This is a genomic window from Xanthobacter autotrophicus ATCC 700552, from assembly GCF_043194565.1.
Lineage (GTDB): Bacteria > Pseudomonadota > Alphaproteobacteria > Rhizobiales > Xanthobacteraceae > Xanthobacter > Xanthobacter autotrophicus_F.
Genome location: NZ_JBAFVS010000038.1, coordinates 1 through 14,988, shown reverse-complemented (window position 1 = coordinate 14,988; position 14,988 = coordinate 1). Strand labels below are relative to the sequence as shown.

Genomic DNA, 14,988 nt, shown 5'->3' with positions numbered 1-14,988 from the left:
TGTCCTGGTGCTCGGTATCGGCGGGGCGTTCAATTGGAGCGGGCTCGTCGCAATCGGTGCCGCTCCGCTGCTGCTGAGCGCGCTTCCTTGCGTCGCGATGTGCGCGCTCGGTCTTTGTACGAGCCGGGTGAATGGTTCGTCTAAGGGGACCGGAGGAGCGCAAACGCCCGATGGCCAGGGCAAGGCTAGCAGTTCCTGCGGTGCGCACGCCACGGGCGTCCCTCCAAGGTGAATCGCCATGCGTCTCCTGCATTTCTCAGTGCTCATAATCGCCTTGTTGATGGCGAGCGTTGCGCCGGTCCTGGCCCACTCCCTTGAAGAGGTCGATCAGGATCTGCGCGACAAAGACAAATACTTCCAGTCGGTCGACAGCGAGGCGCCAGGATTCATCTTGCAGGATGCCGATGGTCGCGTCGTCAGCCTCGCCAGCCTGCGCCGCAAGGTCGTAGTGTTGAATTTCATTTACGCGAATTGCCCGGACGTGTGCCCGCTCCACGCCGAGCGGATGGCCGAGCTCCAGACGATGATCAACCAGACGCCGATGAAGGCAATGGTCGAGTTTGTTACCATCACGACGGATCCGAAGCGTGACACCGGCGAGGTCCTGCGCGGTTACGGCAATGCCCACGGCCTCGATCCTATTAATTGGATGTTCCTGACGGCCGCCCCCGATCAGCCCGAGGACAGTACGCGCAAGATCGCCGAGGCCTACGGTCTCAAGTTCACGCAAGGCGATGACGGCATGCAGATGCACGGCATCGTCACTCATGTCATCGACCAGGATGGTCGGCTTCGTGCCCGCTTCCATGGCCTGAAGTTCGAGCCGGTCAATCTGGTGATCTTTGTCAACGCGCTCACAAACCGGGCGCAAAAACCTCACGGACATCCGAGTTCAGGCTTCTGGGATAAGCTGAAAGGACTGTTTTGATGCCCACGAGCGCAAGTTTTGCAACGAAAAGCGACGGGCGGAATCACTGATGCGGCGGAGGCTGCGAGCATCAGCACGGCTTAGGAAGCGGCGTGATGAGCCTTTACAACGACGTCATACTGCAGAGGCTTTGTGATCTCGCGATGCGTAACCAGCGGCTGCGACCTTATCGCGAGCGGGTGATCGGCGCGGCGGAAGGCAGGGTGCTCGAGGTTGGTGTCGGCTCGGGGCTTAACCTGCCTTTCTATCTTCCGGCCGTGTGAAATCCTGGCGCTCAAGGGCCGATGCCCCGCAACCAAATCGCTTGATCCTGTAGCGACTACAGGAAGTAGCATCCTTACGCTGAGGAGAGATGCGATGACGTCGAGCCGTTCTGAAAGCGAAGTTGCACCATTTACGCCTGCGGCGGGCTTCCATTGGCTGACGCCATTCTATGATTTCGGCGTCGCGGTCTTGACCCGAGAGAGCCACTGGCGGAACCGCTTGGTGGCGCAGGTGGGACCGTCGCCGGACGACGTGATCGCCGATCTTGGATGTGGCACAGGATCGCTGCTCGTGAAGCTGGGGACGGCTGCCCGAGGGGTGAAGCTGGTCGGCATCGATCCGGATCCGACCGTGTTGGATCGGGCGCGTGCGAAGACCGGGCGTGCGGGAGTTGCGGTGGATCTGGTTCAAGGATTCGCACGCGACGCCAGTTCATTGCTGCGCGGTCGGGCGGTGACGAAGATCGTGTCCAGCCTTGTATTCCACCAAGTCGCATTGTCGGAAAAGTCGGCGGCGCTCGGCGCTGCGTATGAGGCTCTGTCTCCAGGCGGCGAGCTCCATATCGCCGATTATGGCCTTCAACGCACAAAGCTGATGCGGAGGCTTTTCCGCGCCACCGTACAAAATCTCGACGGGACCGAGAATACCGAGCCACAGGCACGGGGCGTGTTGCCGGAGCTGATCCGTTCGGCCGGTTTTTCCGAGGTGGTCGAGCTCGAGGTTGTCTTTGCCTCGACCGGATCGATTTCCCTGATCCGAGCTTTGCGTCTGTAATTTCGCGCGCGTCAGGCCGGCCGGGTTGGCGGCCGCCTTGCTGGCCCTGGCCTTGATCAGATGACAAAGTTCTTGGCGGTCGCCACGCTATCGAACGGCGATCGGGTCACTTGTTGCGCTGTTTTTGATCGGAGTTTGGGCGTCAACGAGGGCGTGTCGTTCGGATTGTTCGCCAACGGTTCATCGGCATCGTCGTGCTGTCAGCGGTCTGGTCTGACGTGCCGGCAACGTCTGGGAGTCCGTAACCCTGGGAGCATCATCGGCGGCGCCGTAAGCAATATCGCGGATCGCTCCGACTTGGAGCCGTCGTTGACTATCTCGACCTCCACGCCTGGGCTATCACTGGCAGCGTTCAATTTTGCCAATGCTGCACTGTGGTAGGCGCGATCCTGCTCGTCATGAGGAGTTTTGGCCGGGACGCGCGGCCAGCGAAACGTGATCGGCCATCACTTCGATGATCCGGCAGTCGGCGACCTTTCCGTTCGCGCAGGATCTGATCATGCGCGTTAGCTCGTCCTTCAAGCCCAGCAGCCGCGCGATGCGATCGTCGACCGCCGCGAGTTGATCTTGGGCGATCCGGCTGACTTCTTCACAGGAGGCATCGGGCATCTCCCGCAGCCCGAGCATCGTGCGAATTGTCGCGATCTCGAATCCAAGTTCGCGCGCGTGACGGATGAAGGCGAGCTGCTGGACGTCCGGTGTGCCGTATCGACGCCGCCCACTCTCCGTTCTGCCAGGCTTCGGCATCAGCCCGATCCGCTCGTAGTAGCGGATCGTCTCGATATTGACGCCTGTGCGTCGGGATAAGGCTCCGATCGCGATCATCGGGGGTTGCTCCTGTAGTGGCTACAGGTTGTACGTGTAGCAAGCGGCTGAAGGTGTGTGAACCTGGGAACGATCATGACCGAGCATGTGATAGGCCTGATCTGGGACGCCTGGCGCACACGAAGGAAGGGCTTCAGCGCAATCGCGCAACGCCAGCGCGCCCGTCTCGCCGACATGGTCACCCACGCCCGCGCCAACTCACCGTACTACCGTGAGCTGTACCGTGATCTGCCGGATCGGGTCGAACGCGCCGAGCAGCTTCCTGTTACCGACAAGAAGACGTTGATGGCTCGCTTCGATGACTGGTGTGTCGATCGACAGATAACCCTGGAACGGGCGCAAGCGTTCGCAGAAGATTCGACGCTTATCGGCGAGCGCTTCCTTGGCAAATACACCCTGCTGACGACATCGGGCACGACGGGAACGCGTGGCGTCTTCGTGGTCGATGACCGGAGCATGGCCGTCACTAGCGCGATGGCCTTTCGCATGCTGACGGCCTGGCTCGGTGCGGTGGATTTCATTCGGATCGTCGCGGGCGGAGGGAGCATGGCGATGGTCATGGCGACGGGCGGCCACCTCGCCTCCGCAGTGGCTGCGGCACGCCTAAAGACGAGCCGAGGCCGACGCCTCGAAGTGCTGTCGGTGCACATGCCTTTGCAAGAGCTCGTGACCCGGCTCAACCAGTTCCGACCGGTGCTCCTCGCGCCTTACGCGAGCATGGGTGCGCTACTTGCAAGCGAACAGGAAGGCGGCCGTCTGCACATCAATCCGGTGTTACTGGCGCTCTCCGCCGAAGGGCTGCCGGAAGGGGAGTACGATCGAATTGCCCGAGCATTTAAGGCAAAGGTCGGCAACAGCTACGCCGCTACCGAGTGCCCGTTCTTCAGCTACAGCTGCGAACATGGATGGTTGCACGTCAACAGCGACTGGGTGGTGTTTGAGCCGGTTGACGCGGGCCATCTGCCGGTGCCGCCAGGTGAGCCTTCCCATACGGTGCTCATCAGCAATCTCGCCAATCGAGTGCAGCCGATTTTGCGCTACGATCTGGGCGACAGTGTCTTGCAGCAGGCCGGACCTTGCCGGTGCGGCAATCCGCTGCCAGCCATCCGTGTGCAAGGGCGATCCTCGGAGGTCCTGACCTTCCGCACCGATGGCGGCGACCGAGTGACCATCGCACCCCTGGCCTTTTCCACGGTGGCGGATCGTACCCCTGGGCTTCAGATGTTTCAGATCGTGCAGACAGGCCCCACGAGCCTTCGCGTGCGCCTGCAAACACGTGGCGCTGATTCGGATCGTGTGTGGGAAACGGTGCAGGCCGGGATCAAACGCCTGCTTGCCGAACATGGCCTTGATCACGTCGCCGTGGAGCGCGCCGAGGAATCGCCGGAACAGTCCAAGGGCGGGAAGTTTAGGCAAGTTCTTCCGCTCGTGGACAGCGCCCGCTCGTAGGTCGCCTGTGGCAAGGAGGACGTGCGAGACAGTAGATGAAGAAGGACAGATCGGTGCCCCGAATTCCACGTGACAAGGGCACCCCGTCGTCGAGACCCTGTACGCCACCTTCCCCGAGCAACGTCTTCTGGATCGCCTTAGGCGTGGCACTGCGGCGCACGAACCGACGCGGATCGTAAAACAGCCGCACCGCTTCCGGGCCCGTCATGCAGATAGTCTTCCGCAGCAGAAGCCGCGTTTCCAACAGGTCCGATCGGTAGCGCCGACACCGGTTCGAGATGAACCTGTATGGATCTCCGGCAAGGGCGAGCGTCGAATCCAGGCCATCCGCTGGTCGTTGACTACGGTCGGCTGCCCTCGCCGTACCGAGTTTCAAACTGAGACACCCACTTAAATTGGGGCTTGATCCTGTAGTCGCTACAGGAAGTAGATTGGCTCAGAATTTATAAGGAGCTTAACGATGAGGGCCGCGGTCGCTGGTGAACCCGAGACTGACTTCCCCCGGTCAGCTCAACGGTCATTGCCCATCCGGAAAGGTCCGATTGTGACGGGCTTTTTCGAGAAACGGACGTTCAGCGTCCAGTATGTCGTCGCGGACCCGGAAACAAAACGCTGCGCCATTATTGATCCGGTCCTGGACTTCGATCCGAAGTCGGGCGCCACCGCCACACCGTCTGCGGATGCCCTTCTCAAATACATCGACCGTGAGGGTTACACGCTTGAGTGGATCCTCGATACGCACCCCCACGCAGACCATTTCTCTGCCGCCGGATACCTGAATGACAGAACCGGAGTTCCGACTGCAATCGGCGCTAAAGTGGTCGACGTCCAGAAGCTATGGAAAGAAATTTACAACCTACCCCCAAGTTTTCCGACCGACGGTTCGCAATGGCACCGGCTTTTTTCCGACGGCGAACGCTTCAAGATCGGCAATATGGATGTCGAGGTGCTGTTCACACCGGGGCATACTCTGGCCTCGATTGCTTACGTCACAGGCGACGCGGCCTTCATCCACGACACGCTTTTCATGCCAGATGGCGGTACGGCGCGTGCGGATTTTCCCGGCGGTAGCGCGAGTGCGCTGTGGACGAGCATCCAGCGCATTTTGGCGCTGCCGGACGAGACGCGCCTGTTCACCGGGCATGATTATTGTCCGGGCGACAGGAAGCCCTTGTGGGAAAGCACGGTCGCCCAGCAGAAGGCCGAAAACATCCACGTGATCAAGGCGATAACGGAGGAGGAGTTCGTTGCTCTGCGGGAAAAGCGCGACCGAGAGCTGCCCATGCCGAAGCTCATTCTGCAGTCGTTGCAGGTGAACATACGCGGAGGGCGGCTGCCCGAGCCCGAGAGCAGCGGTAAGCGCTATTTGAAGATCCCCCTCGATGCGCTGGAGGGCGCACCCTGGGACGAGTAAAGGTGTTAAAAATGGCCAAGAGCGCAAAGGAACTGGTCGCTGAAGCTACCAGAGACATACGGAGCCTCTCGGGCGCAGACGCCGTAGAGCTCATGGGCGACCCGAACGTCGTCTTTGTCGACGTGCGCGAGGGGGAAGAGCTGCAAAAAACTGGCAAGCTCCGGGGCGCTGTGCATGTACCCCGCGGATTCCTCGAATTTTATGCTGATCCCACAAGCCCGACCCACAAGCGGGAGCTCGGGGCTGGGAAGAAGCTGGTGCTCTATTGCGGCTCAGGAAGCCGCTCTGCCCTCGGGGCCAAGGCGCTCTTGGAAATGGGCGTCACCGATGTCGCGCACGTTGCCGGCGGCTTCCCGGCGCTTCAGCAAGCCGGCGGCCCTCGAGAGGAGGCGGACCGATGATGCACGACATGATGGCGGGCGGGATGATGTGGGGCATGGGCGTTTTCGGTCTCCTCGTCATCGTCGTTCTGGTGCTCGGGGCGATAGCCCTCGCCAAATACGTCTTTTCGCGGAAGTGAGCAGGCCCATGCGTTGCGCGGGTCTTCGTAACTGCGCATCCAGCTGGTGCCCAACAAGGGCCCGAGCCTGGAATCTGGCAAGGCAAAATTAAAAGATCAGAAAGAGCCGCCTGCGGCAGCGCCCCCCTTGATTCTGTAGTGACTACAGAATGTATGGTTACCAAGAGAGTGAGAGAGCTTGGAGCCGAGCGCAATGACAACAGTAAGGGGACTGTGATGACTGCTGATGCCGCGATGATGAGCCATTCAAGCAAGCTGCGCTTTAAAGTCGACGGCTTAGATTGCCAGAACGAGGTTCGTGCCCTTCGCGCTGCGGTGGCGCCGCTTGTCGGCGGCGACGACAAGCTGTCCTTTAATACTCAAGCCGGAGTCATGGAGGTGATATCCGAGAACGCTTCGACGATCGACGCTATTCAACGGGCGGTCGCGACGACCGGCATGCAAGCGCATGTCCTTAGGGAGCCAGCGCAGCAATCTGCACCGGCACTGCTGTTTCGGGTCGAAGGGCTCGACTGCAAGAATGAAGTTGCGGCGCTCAAGCGTGAGATTGGTCCGCTGGTTGGGGGCGAGGCTTGGCTGACGTTCGACACCGCGAAGGGGCTGATGACGGTCGCGCCGCAGCGACAGGCGGCCATCGACGACATCATCGGCCGCGTTGCCCCGACGGGCATGCGTGCTTCCCTTGTTGAGGATGGCACGGCCGAGACGTTGCTCTTTCGCGTCCACGGCCTCGATTGCACGAACGAGGTGGCGGCCCTCGCGCGGGAACTTGGTCCGCTTGTCGGCGAGGACAAGCTCGCCTTCGACACCGCGCGAGGCATGATGACCGTGGCCCCCCAGAATCGGGCAGCGCCCGACGCGATCGGGGAAGCCGTGGCGCGAACGGGCATGCGCGCCGAGCCCTGGTCGCCGCCGGCAGTCTCGCTCAGTGCGGCCGACCGCGCCGGAGTGCCTGAAGGTGCGGCGTGCGGCTGTGCCGCAGAGGTGCAGGAGGCACTCAGTCCGCCGATCCCGACACGCTTGCCCGGCCAAGTCGTGTTTCGCATTCACGGCATGGACTGTGCCGACGAGATCGCGGCGTTGAAGCGCGAGGTTGGGCCGCTGGTCGGGGAAGACAAGCTCGCCTTCGATCTCCTCAACGGCCGCATGTCGATCGACGTGACGCCGGAGGCGGCGCTCGAAGCCCGCATCGAGAAGGCGGTGGCTCGTGCAGGTCTACGCTCCGAGCGCTGGATTGAAGGCGACACTAGCGAAGCCGCGCAGGCTGAAGGGCGGCGCAAGCGGGTGCAGTCGTGGCTGACAACCGCAAGCGGCGTGCTCACGGCGTTGGGCTTCGCGGTCCACGCTTGGCTCGGGGGCGGCGTTATCGCAGCCTTCGAGGCAGGTGAACACGCCTTGGCCTCGACCCCAGTGCCGAGCATGGTGCTTTACACGATCGCGGTGCTCTGCGCGGCGCGCTACGTCGCGCCCAAGGCGTGGCTCGCGGCCAAACGGCTTCGTCCCGACATGAATCTGCTGATGATGGTCGCGGTCGCGGGCGCCATCGGTATTGGTGCTTGGTTTGAAGCCGCTACAGTCTCGTTCTTTTTTGCACTGGCGCTGGCGCTCGAGGCTTGGAGCCTCGGTCGCGCGCGCCGGGCGGTTGCCGCCCTCATGGAACTCGCGCCGCCGACAGCGCGCGTCAAGCTCGAAGACGGCTCCGAGCGCGACGTTCCGGCGGCTGAGGTTCGGGTCGGCGCGCACATCATCGTCCGGCCAGGGGACAAGGTGCCGCTCGACGGCCGAGTTGCCGCTGGCGAGAGCGAGGTCAATCAAGCGCCGATCACCGGGGAAAGCGTCCCCGTATTCAAGGCGGAAGGCGACGAGATCTTTGCCGGCACCATCAACGGAGAGGGTGCTCTTGATGTCGTGACCACCAAAGCGGCGAATGACACGACGCTCGCCCAGATCATCCGCATGGTCGGTTCGGCGCAGAGCCGACGCGCGCCCAGTGAGCAATGGGTGGAGAAGTTTGCGCGTGTCTACACGCCCGTGGTGATGGTACTCGCCATTGCGATCTTTCTCGCTCCGCCCTTGCTCTTGGGCGGTGCCTGGGACGTCTGGTTCTATCGGGCTCTCGTGCTCCTCGTGATCGCTTGCCCCTGCGCCCTCGTGATTTCGACGCCGGTGACGATCGTGGCGGCACTTGCCGGCGCGGCGAAGCAGGGCGTCCTCGTGAAGGGCGGCACACATCTCGAAACGCCTGCGCGCCTCAAAGCCATTGCCATGGACAAGACCGGAACACTCACCGAAGGGCGGCCGCAGGTGGTCGAGATCGTGCCGTTTGGAGGCCGTAGCGAAATGGAACTCCTCGGCTTAGCCGCGGCCCTGGAGGCGCGCAGCGCACATCCAATCGCTCACGCCATCCTCGCGAAAGCCGCCGAACTCAAGATCGCCGCCGAGCCTGCCGAGGCCGTCCAAGCCATCGTTGGCCGAGGCGTCACCGGCCGCGTGGCCGGCAGAGAGGTCTGGCTCGGCTCGCGCCGCTACCTTGAGGAGCGGGGCATCAACTCAGATGTAGTTCTGCAGCGGGCCGATGAACTTTCAAGCGCCGGTCGCACCATCGTCGCGGTCGGCGATGGTCAGGAGGTCTGGGGCCTCGTCGCCGTTGCAGATGCCGTCCGCCCGGAGGCGAAAGGCATTGTTACGGCGCTTCACCTCGCCGGCATCAAACACGTCGTGATGCTCACGGGGGATAACCGGGCGACGGCAGAGGCGATTGCGAAGCAAACCGGCATCGACGAGGTCCGGGCTGAACTGCTACCTGGCGACAAGGTGGCGGCCGTGGAAGATCTGGTGCGGCGCTTTGGGTCGGTTGCCATGGTCGGCGACGGTGTCAACGATGCTCCTGCAATGGGACGTGCCAATCTCGGCATCGCCATGGGCGCCATGGGTAGCGACGCCGCCATTGAGACGGCCGATGTCGCACTCATGTCGGATGATCTTTCGAAGCTTCCGTGGCTGGTGCGCCATTCGCGCGCGACGCTCGCCGTCATCCGGCAGAACGTTGCGTTCTCCATTGCTGTGAAGCTTGTGTTCACAGCGCTTACGGTGATTGGCCTCGCATCGCTATGGGGTGCCATCGCGGCCGACGTCGGTGCGTCGCTGCTGGTCGTTCTTAACGGCCTGCGCCTGCTCAACCGCGGTCAGACCAGCACTCAACAGGGTGGCCCCTCCGGCGGCCTCGGCGTTTCGGCGCACCGGCGTCAGACTCCCGCGATCACCGAGACGGCCCCGGCGTAGCTAGCTCAAGCCGCACCGGTACGATTTCGACCCAGCACAAATGCACTGGCCGGGGAGAACGGCTGAACAATGAGGACTGATTGATCGTGGCGTATCCGAAGTTGATTCGACGAACTGCATTGGCCGGTGGTGCCCTAGCTCTCGCGCTTGCGGTCGATTTCGTCACGAAATGGCTGATCGTTAACATTGTGATGGTGCCGCCGCGCACGATCGAGATCGCGCCATTTTTCAATCTGACGCTCGGTTTCAACACGGGCGTCAGCTTCGGGATGTTCCGCGAGCTTTTTCTTGATCGCCCATTGTTGCTCGCCGGAATCAAGATGGTGATCGTGGCCGGACTTCTCGTCTGGGCCATGAGAACCGAAAAGCCATCCGAGACGATTAGTCTCGGCCTGATTGCCGGCGGTGCTACAGGCAATGTGTTGGACCGGATACGTCAAGGTGCCGTAACTGATTTCCTCGATTTCCATGTCGGCGGCTGGCACTGGCCGGCCTTCAACATGGCGGACACGATGATAACGATTGGCGTCGTCCTACTGATCGCAGCCTCCTTTTGGCCGGCGAGGGCGATGATCCCCGTTCAGAAGCGGCCGCGCCGCGCGGGGTACTGACGTGGCGCTCATAGACGTGTCTTTGCTTGGGCTAGCCACGGCTGTGATGGCCGGAGCCATTTCCTTCCTCTCGCCATGTGTGCTGCCGCTCGTTCCGGGCTATCTGTCCTACGTCGCGGGCGGAGCTGACGGGACAGTTGGCGACGGGAGGACCCGACAGCTTCGTATTCTCGGACCGGCACTCCTCTTTGTTCTCGGCTTTACTACCGTCTTTGTTTCGCTGGGGCTGAGTGCCATGGCGCTCGGCGGATTTCTGCAACGCTATCAGATGGAAGCGAACCTGATCGGTGGCGCGCTGGTCGTAGTCTTCGGTATCGCTATGACGGGGCTCCTGCGCCTGCCGATCTCGCTAATGATAGATCGGCGTTGGCGGGGGCCAGAGCAGATTGGAGGCCCCTTCGGAGCCTTCCTCCTCGGCATTGCCTTTGGCTTCGGGTGGACGCCCTGCATCGGCCCGGTTCTCGGTTCGATCCTCACCGTCACAGCGACTTCGGCCGGTAATGGCGCCGTGCTCCTCGGCGCTTATAGTCTTGGGCTCGGCGTCCCCTTTCTCCTCGTGGCGCTGTTCCTCGGTAGCGCGGCGGTAGTCTTGAAACGCATGCGGCGCACTGGCGCGGCGCTCAACGTGGGCGCGGGGGCGGTGATGATCGGCATCGGCATTCTGATGATGACGGGTCGCATGCAGGAGATTGCCATTTGGATGCTGACGACATTTCCAGCGCTTGGCAGCATCGGTTGAGGTGCGCGGCCGCATACGATCGCTCGGTCGGGGCAGATGGGCCGCGAACTCGTCCTCGGGGCATTCGATCCGCCGCTCGATGGCTCCGTCCTGCACGGCAACATTGTGATTTGGCCTTCAAGGAAAACCATGGTGGACCATCAACCAACTAAAAGGCGCGCGCTGCTCTTCTTGAACCCGCGGAGCCGCAGCGGTGGTAATCGCGCAGCTGATGGCGCTGTCAAGCAGCTTGAGGCTGGCGGATTTATCTTGACGTACGGGCTGTGCGCTCGGTCGGCAGATATGACTCGCGAGGTCAGTCGGCATGCTCATCAGGTGGATCTCGTGATCGTCGGCGGCGGCGACGGGACTGTCAACGCCGTGCTCGAGGGCGTTCTAGAGGCTGGCTTGCCGCTCGGCATCCTACCGTTCGGCACGGCGAATGACCTTGCCCGGACACTTGGTATTCCGAGTGAACCTGCAGCGGCGGTCGCGGTCATCGTCGCGGGCTGCACAAGGCGGATCGACGTCGGCCAAGTCAACGACCAGTACTTCGTCAATGTTGCGAGCATGGGCCTGAGCGTTGAACTCGTGCGTCGTATGACTGGCAACCTGAAGCGGCATTTGGGGCGGCTTAGCTACCCGCTGGCTGCGCTAAAAACAGTGTTTTACACGAGGCCGTTCACTGCCGAGGTGGCGACCGCCGATCGCACGATCCGGCTCCACAGTCTTCAGATCGCAGTCGGAAACGGTGTGTTTTACGGCGGCGGTATGGCCGTCTACGAGGCCGCAGCAATCGACGACCAATGCTTGGACTTCTACAGCGTCGAGCCGCGACGATTTTGGCAATGGCCGCTGTTCCTGACGGCATTCCGGCGCGGTCGTAACCGAAATCTTGTCGGCATGCGCGCCTTCTGCAGCCCTGGCCCCCTTGAGATCCGAACTGACCCGCCGCTACCTGTCAACACTGATGGGGAAATCACGACAATGACGCCCGCCCGCTTCAATCTCTTGCCGCGTGCGTTGTCAGTTTTCGTGCCAGCAGGTGACCAACGCCTTCGAGCAGCGCTCGCAAATTAAAGGAGCCTGCATGACGGAAGCTTGTACTCAGGGCGTCGATACTGGATTCGTTACGTTGGGCTATATCAAGGTCGCCGTGCTGGGCGTTGTCCAGGGGATCACCGAACTGCTGCCGATCTCGTCGACGGCGCACATGCGGATCGTACCTGCGTTGCTCGGTTGGCAGGATCCCGGCTCCGCCTTCTCCGCCGCCATGCAGCTCGCAGCACTGGCTGCCGTCGTCAGCTATTTTTGGGACGACGTGAGCCAGTTGGCCACGAACTCGCTCCGCGCCGTTGTGCATCGGGACTTCCGGGACCGACACTTCCGCTTCTCTGTTTGGATTGGTCTCGCGACGATCCCGATCGGCGTGGCTGGCTTGTCTTTGTCGGGAGTGCTGAACGCCTGCAGTTCTCCTTTGCGCAGTCTCACTGTGATCGGTTGGGCCTGCATCGTCATGGCTGTCCTCCTGGCGTTGGCGGAGATTCATGCCCGCCACAGACGAACACTTGAGAATGTGTCCCTCATCGATGCAATGATTGTCGGCATCGCGCAAATCGGCGCTTTGATCCCGGGAGTGTCGCGCTCAGGCTCCACCTTGACCGCCGCGCTTGCGCTCGGCCTGAAACGGGAAGAGGCGGCGCGATTCTCCTTCCTCCTTGGCCTGCCGGCAATTTCCCTGGCCGGCTTCAAAGAAATTTGGGAACTCTACAAAGCTCAGTTGTCTCTCGACGCCTGGTCCATCCTCCTCGTTGGGCTCGCGGTGGCTTCTATTTCAGCTTTCTTCGCGATCTGGGGACTGATGCGCGTGCTCGAGCGCTTTTCGGCTTGGCCCTTCGTGGTTTATCGAGGCGCGCTCGGCATTTTTCTCATCACCGCCATTGCATTGGGCCGACTCACCTGATTTGCGAACGTTGGAAATCTGCATGAGTGCGAAAGACAACAAAGAAGAATCCGAAATCCAGCTTGACGCGAGTAATGCCGCCGAACGCAAGACCCTGTTGTGGGTGCTCGGCATCAATTTCCTACAAGTGATTGTCGCCGGGTTCGTTGGAGTTATTGCAGACTCCACCGGTCTGCTGGGTGCCGCCTTGGACAATTTAGCCGACGCCGGCGTCTACGCGGTGAGCATCTATGCCGTCGGGCGAACGGTCGCAGCCAAGGCGCGTGTCGCACGCCTGTCGGGCGTCCTTCTGATCGTTTTGGGCCTGGCGCTGCTCGTGGAGGTCCTTCGACGTTTCTTCGTGGGCGCTGAACCGATCGGTTTAGCCATGATTGTTACGGCCATCGCAAACGCCGCGACTAATCTGCTTTGCCTGCGGTTGCTGCGCTCGCATCGAGACCAGGGCGTGCACTTGAAGGCGTCCTGGATCTTTACGACTAACGACATGCTGGCCAACGCTGGCATCGTTGTTTCCGGCGCTGCAGTCATGTTCTTCAGGTCACCGCTTCCCGATTTGATCATAGGGCTGGTGGTTGTTGGGATCGTTCTCAAGGGCGGCTGGGATATTCTGAAGGAGGCGCGCGAGGCGCAACGGGAGGGATTGTCGGTTCGCGAAAAATGATTAGCGAGCGGTTCCTCCGCCTTGCTTGGACCGTACTCGCGGCTTGAGGCAACCAGCCTGACTTAGCTGCGACGAATGGCTACCGCAGCACTTCTTCCTCGGCTCCATAAAAATTGGTTCCGCTGCGAGTGCGTGGCGACGAAGACGAATCTGATGCGCTCGTGAGGCTGCGGATCGTTTCGCTGTTCAAGCCTAGAGAACAAACCTCCGATCTTGATCATATTTCTCTTGATCCTGTAGCGGCTACAGCATGTAGCTTGCCGCATGGTCTTGCACGGCTCGATGGCCAAGGAAGCGGGTACGCCGCGATCGTAGCAGCCTCCTGGAAGCAAGAGTGGCCGCGTAATTCAGGCCACGGGAGGTAGCACCCTGACGATCGAACTGCGCCATCTTCGCTACGTTATTGCAGCCGCCGAGCGCGGAAGCTTTCGACGCGCGGCAAAGGCGCTGAAAGTTCAGGAGTCTGCCATCAGCCGACGTATCCGGGATCTCGAAGACGAGATCGGAGCCGCGCTTTTCGTTCGTCACCATGGCGGCGTTCACCTCACCCAGGCGGGCCAGAGATTCGTTATCCGCGCGCGCCGGGCTCTGAGCCAGATTGGCCACGCGGCCATCGATGCGGGTTCGTTCGGTCGTGGTGAGACAGGCGTGGTCCGCATTGGGATATTTTCTTCGCTCGCTTCTGGCTTTCTGTCCGATCTGCTCCGCGCCTATGTCGGAGCGAACCCCGAGGTCCGCCCCGACCTCATCGAAGGGGCCCCGACCGATCACATCGCCTCGGTTCAAAGGCATCGGCTGGATATCGCCTTCCTGACAGGTCAGCCAATCGCGGATGGCTGCGATCTGGCCCATCTCTGGAATGAGCGGGTCTATGTGGCATTGCCCAGCGATCATGAACTAGCGCGAAAGCGAGAGATCGTGTGGGGGAATCTGCGAGACAGACATTTCATTGTGAGTGAGACCGATCCCGGACCTGAGATCCACGACTATCTGGTGAAGCATCTGGCCGATCTTGGGCACCATCCAAGCGTCGAACGCCACGGCGTGGGCAGGGACAACTTGATGCATCTTGTAGCGATCAGACAAGGTCTTACCCTTACAAGTGAAGCGACGACGGCCGCGCGCTTTCCCGGCGTGGTTTACCGCCCGCTATCCGAGGAGATCCTGCCATTCTGCGCAATATGGTCGCCGCAGAACGACAATCCGGCGCTGCGACGGCTTCTCAGTCTGGCGAGAACTATGTCGAAGGCTGCTTTGCCGGGCTTGCTCCTTGCTGATAGGACTGCCGGACTATGAGGGGTCCGCCTCCTTTGGCGCAATTTGCCGCTGAGACGGAATCACGGCTCGCCGAGCCTTGGCGAACACCCGATCGGTCGCCATAAAACGCTCGATCATCGGTGAGATCAGCTTGACCGGGTCGCCAATCGGCCGTCCGGTCTCGCGGGCGAGTACCTGGGAATAGGCCACGAGGTCGCGGTGAACCGACGCCGGCAATTCGATTGAGACCTTGACGGGCTTGTCATCGTCAATGACCCCGAGCTTCAGCTTCACCATTGGTCAACCTCCGTAGGGTTCGAGG

General features: G+C 61.5%; 15 protein-coding genes and 1 pseudogene. 14 read left to right on the top strand and 2 right to left on the bottom strand.

Going from position 1 to position 14,988, the window contains the following annotated elements:
* Positions 1-238: 238 nt before the first annotated feature.
* From V5F48_RS23620 to V5F48_RS23610, 3 genes and pseudogenes are all read left to right on the top strand, one after another.
* Complete coding sequence (locus tag V5F48_RS23620) at positions 239-928, top strand: SCO family protein (protein ID WP_394015584.1); 690 nt, start codon at positions 239-241, stop codon at positions 926-928.
* A 95-nt stretch (positions 929-1,023) separates the two neighbouring features.
* A pseudogene (locus V5F48_RS23615) lies at positions 1,024-1,188 on the top strand (SAM-dependent methyltransferase); the annotation flags it as partial.
* 97 nt (positions 1,189-1,285) lie between these two features.
* Entirely contained in the window at positions 1,286-1,966 is a 681-nt protein-coding gene (locus tag V5F48_RS23610; RefSeq protein WP_394015585.1) for a class I SAM-dependent methyltransferase, read from the top strand.
* Positions 1,967-2,362: 396 nt separating this feature from the next.
* Here the strand turns inward: V5F48_RS23610 and V5F48_RS23605 are convergent, their stop codons facing one another.
* Positions 2,363-2,791, bottom strand: coding sequence for a MerR family transcriptional regulator (locus tag V5F48_RS23605; protein WP_394015586.1), 429 nt, complete (start codon positions 2,789-2,791; stop codon positions 2,363-2,365).
* 75 nt (positions 2,792-2,866) lie between these two features.
* Between V5F48_RS23605 and V5F48_RS23600 the strand changes: the two genes are divergently transcribed.
* The 11 genes from V5F48_RS23600 (at position 2,867) to V5F48_RS23550 (ending at position 14,705) form a co-directional block, all read left to right on the top strand.
* Positions 2,867-4,240, top strand: a complete 1,374-nt coding sequence (locus tag V5F48_RS23600; protein WP_394260459.1) for a phenylacetate--CoA ligase family protein — start codon at positions 2,867-2,869, stop codon at positions 4,238-4,240.
* Positions 4,241-4,760: 520 nt separating this feature from the next.
* Entirely contained in the window at positions 4,761-5,654 is an 894-nt protein-coding gene (locus tag V5F48_RS23595) for an MBL fold metallo-hydrolase (RefSeq protein WP_394015652.1), read from the top strand.
* Positions 5,655-5,665: 11 nt separating this feature from the next.
* Positions 5,666-6,055: a rhodanese-like domain-containing protein gene (locus V5F48_RS23590; RefSeq protein ID WP_394015588.1), complete on the top strand. Its 390-nt coding sequence runs from the start codon at positions 5,666-5,668 to the stop codon at positions 6,053-6,055.
* Positions 6,052-6,174 carry a hypothetical protein gene (locus V5F48_RS23585; RefSeq protein ID WP_394015589.1) on the top strand — a complete coding sequence of 41 codons (123 nt, stop codon included), beginning with the start codon at positions 6,052-6,054 and terminating at the stop codon, positions 6,172-6,174. Before V5F48_RS23590 ends, V5F48_RS23585 begins: the two co-directional genes overlap by 4 nt.
* A 216-nt stretch (positions 6,175-6,390) precedes the next feature.
* The gene (locus tag V5F48_RS23580) at positions 6,391-9,456 is read left to right on the top strand and encodes a heavy metal translocating P-type ATPase (protein ID WP_394015590.1); all 3,066 of its coding nucleotides are present in this window, start codon (positions 6,391-6,393) and stop codon (positions 9,454-9,456) included.
* Positions 9,457-9,542: 86 nt separating this feature from the next.
* Positions 9,543-10,067, top strand: coding sequence for a signal peptidase II (gene lspA, locus V5F48_RS23575; RefSeq protein ID WP_394015653.1), 525 nt, complete (start codon positions 9,543-9,545; stop codon positions 10,065-10,067).
* A gap of 1 nt (position 10,068) precedes the next feature.
* A complete protein-coding gene (locus V5F48_RS23570) occupies positions 10,069-10,806 on the top strand; it encodes a cytochrome c biogenesis CcdA family protein (protein ID WP_394015591.1) in 738 nt (245 codons plus the stop codon).
* 36 nt (positions 10,807-10,842) lie between these two features.
* On the top strand, positions 10,843-11,865 hold the full coding sequence (locus V5F48_RS23565) for a lipid kinase (RefSeq protein ID WP_394015592.1): 1,023 nt from the start codon (positions 10,843-10,845) through the stop codon (positions 11,863-11,865).
* Between the two features lie 10 nt (positions 11,866-11,875).
* Positions 11,876-12,748, top strand: coding sequence for an undecaprenyl-diphosphatase UppP (gene uppP / locus V5F48_RS23560; RefSeq protein WP_394015654.1), 873 nt, complete (start codon positions 11,876-11,878; stop codon positions 12,746-12,748).
* 22 nt (positions 12,749-12,770) lie between these two features.
* The gene (locus V5F48_RS23555) at positions 12,771-13,409 is read left to right on the top strand and encodes a cation efflux transmembrane domain-containing protein (RefSeq protein WP_394015593.1); all 639 of its coding nucleotides are present in this window, start codon (positions 12,771-12,773) and stop codon (positions 13,407-13,409) included.
* A 345-nt stretch (positions 13,410-13,754) separates the two neighbouring features.
* Positions 13,755-14,705 (top strand): LysR family transcriptional regulator, encoded by a 951-nt coding sequence (locus tag V5F48_RS23550; protein ID WP_394260460.1) that lies wholly within the window; start codon positions 13,755-13,757, stop codon positions 14,703-14,705.
* Here V5F48_RS23550 and V5F48_RS23545 read toward each other — a convergent pair.
* Positions 14,700-14,963 carry a DUF2274 domain-containing protein gene (locus V5F48_RS23545; RefSeq protein ID WP_394071847.1) on the bottom strand — a complete coding sequence of 88 codons (264 nt, stop codon included), beginning with the start codon at positions 14,961-14,963 and terminating at the stop codon, positions 14,700-14,702. The genes V5F48_RS23550 and V5F48_RS23545 overlap by 6 nt on opposite strands.
* Positions 14,964-14,988: the final 25 nt, after the last annotated feature.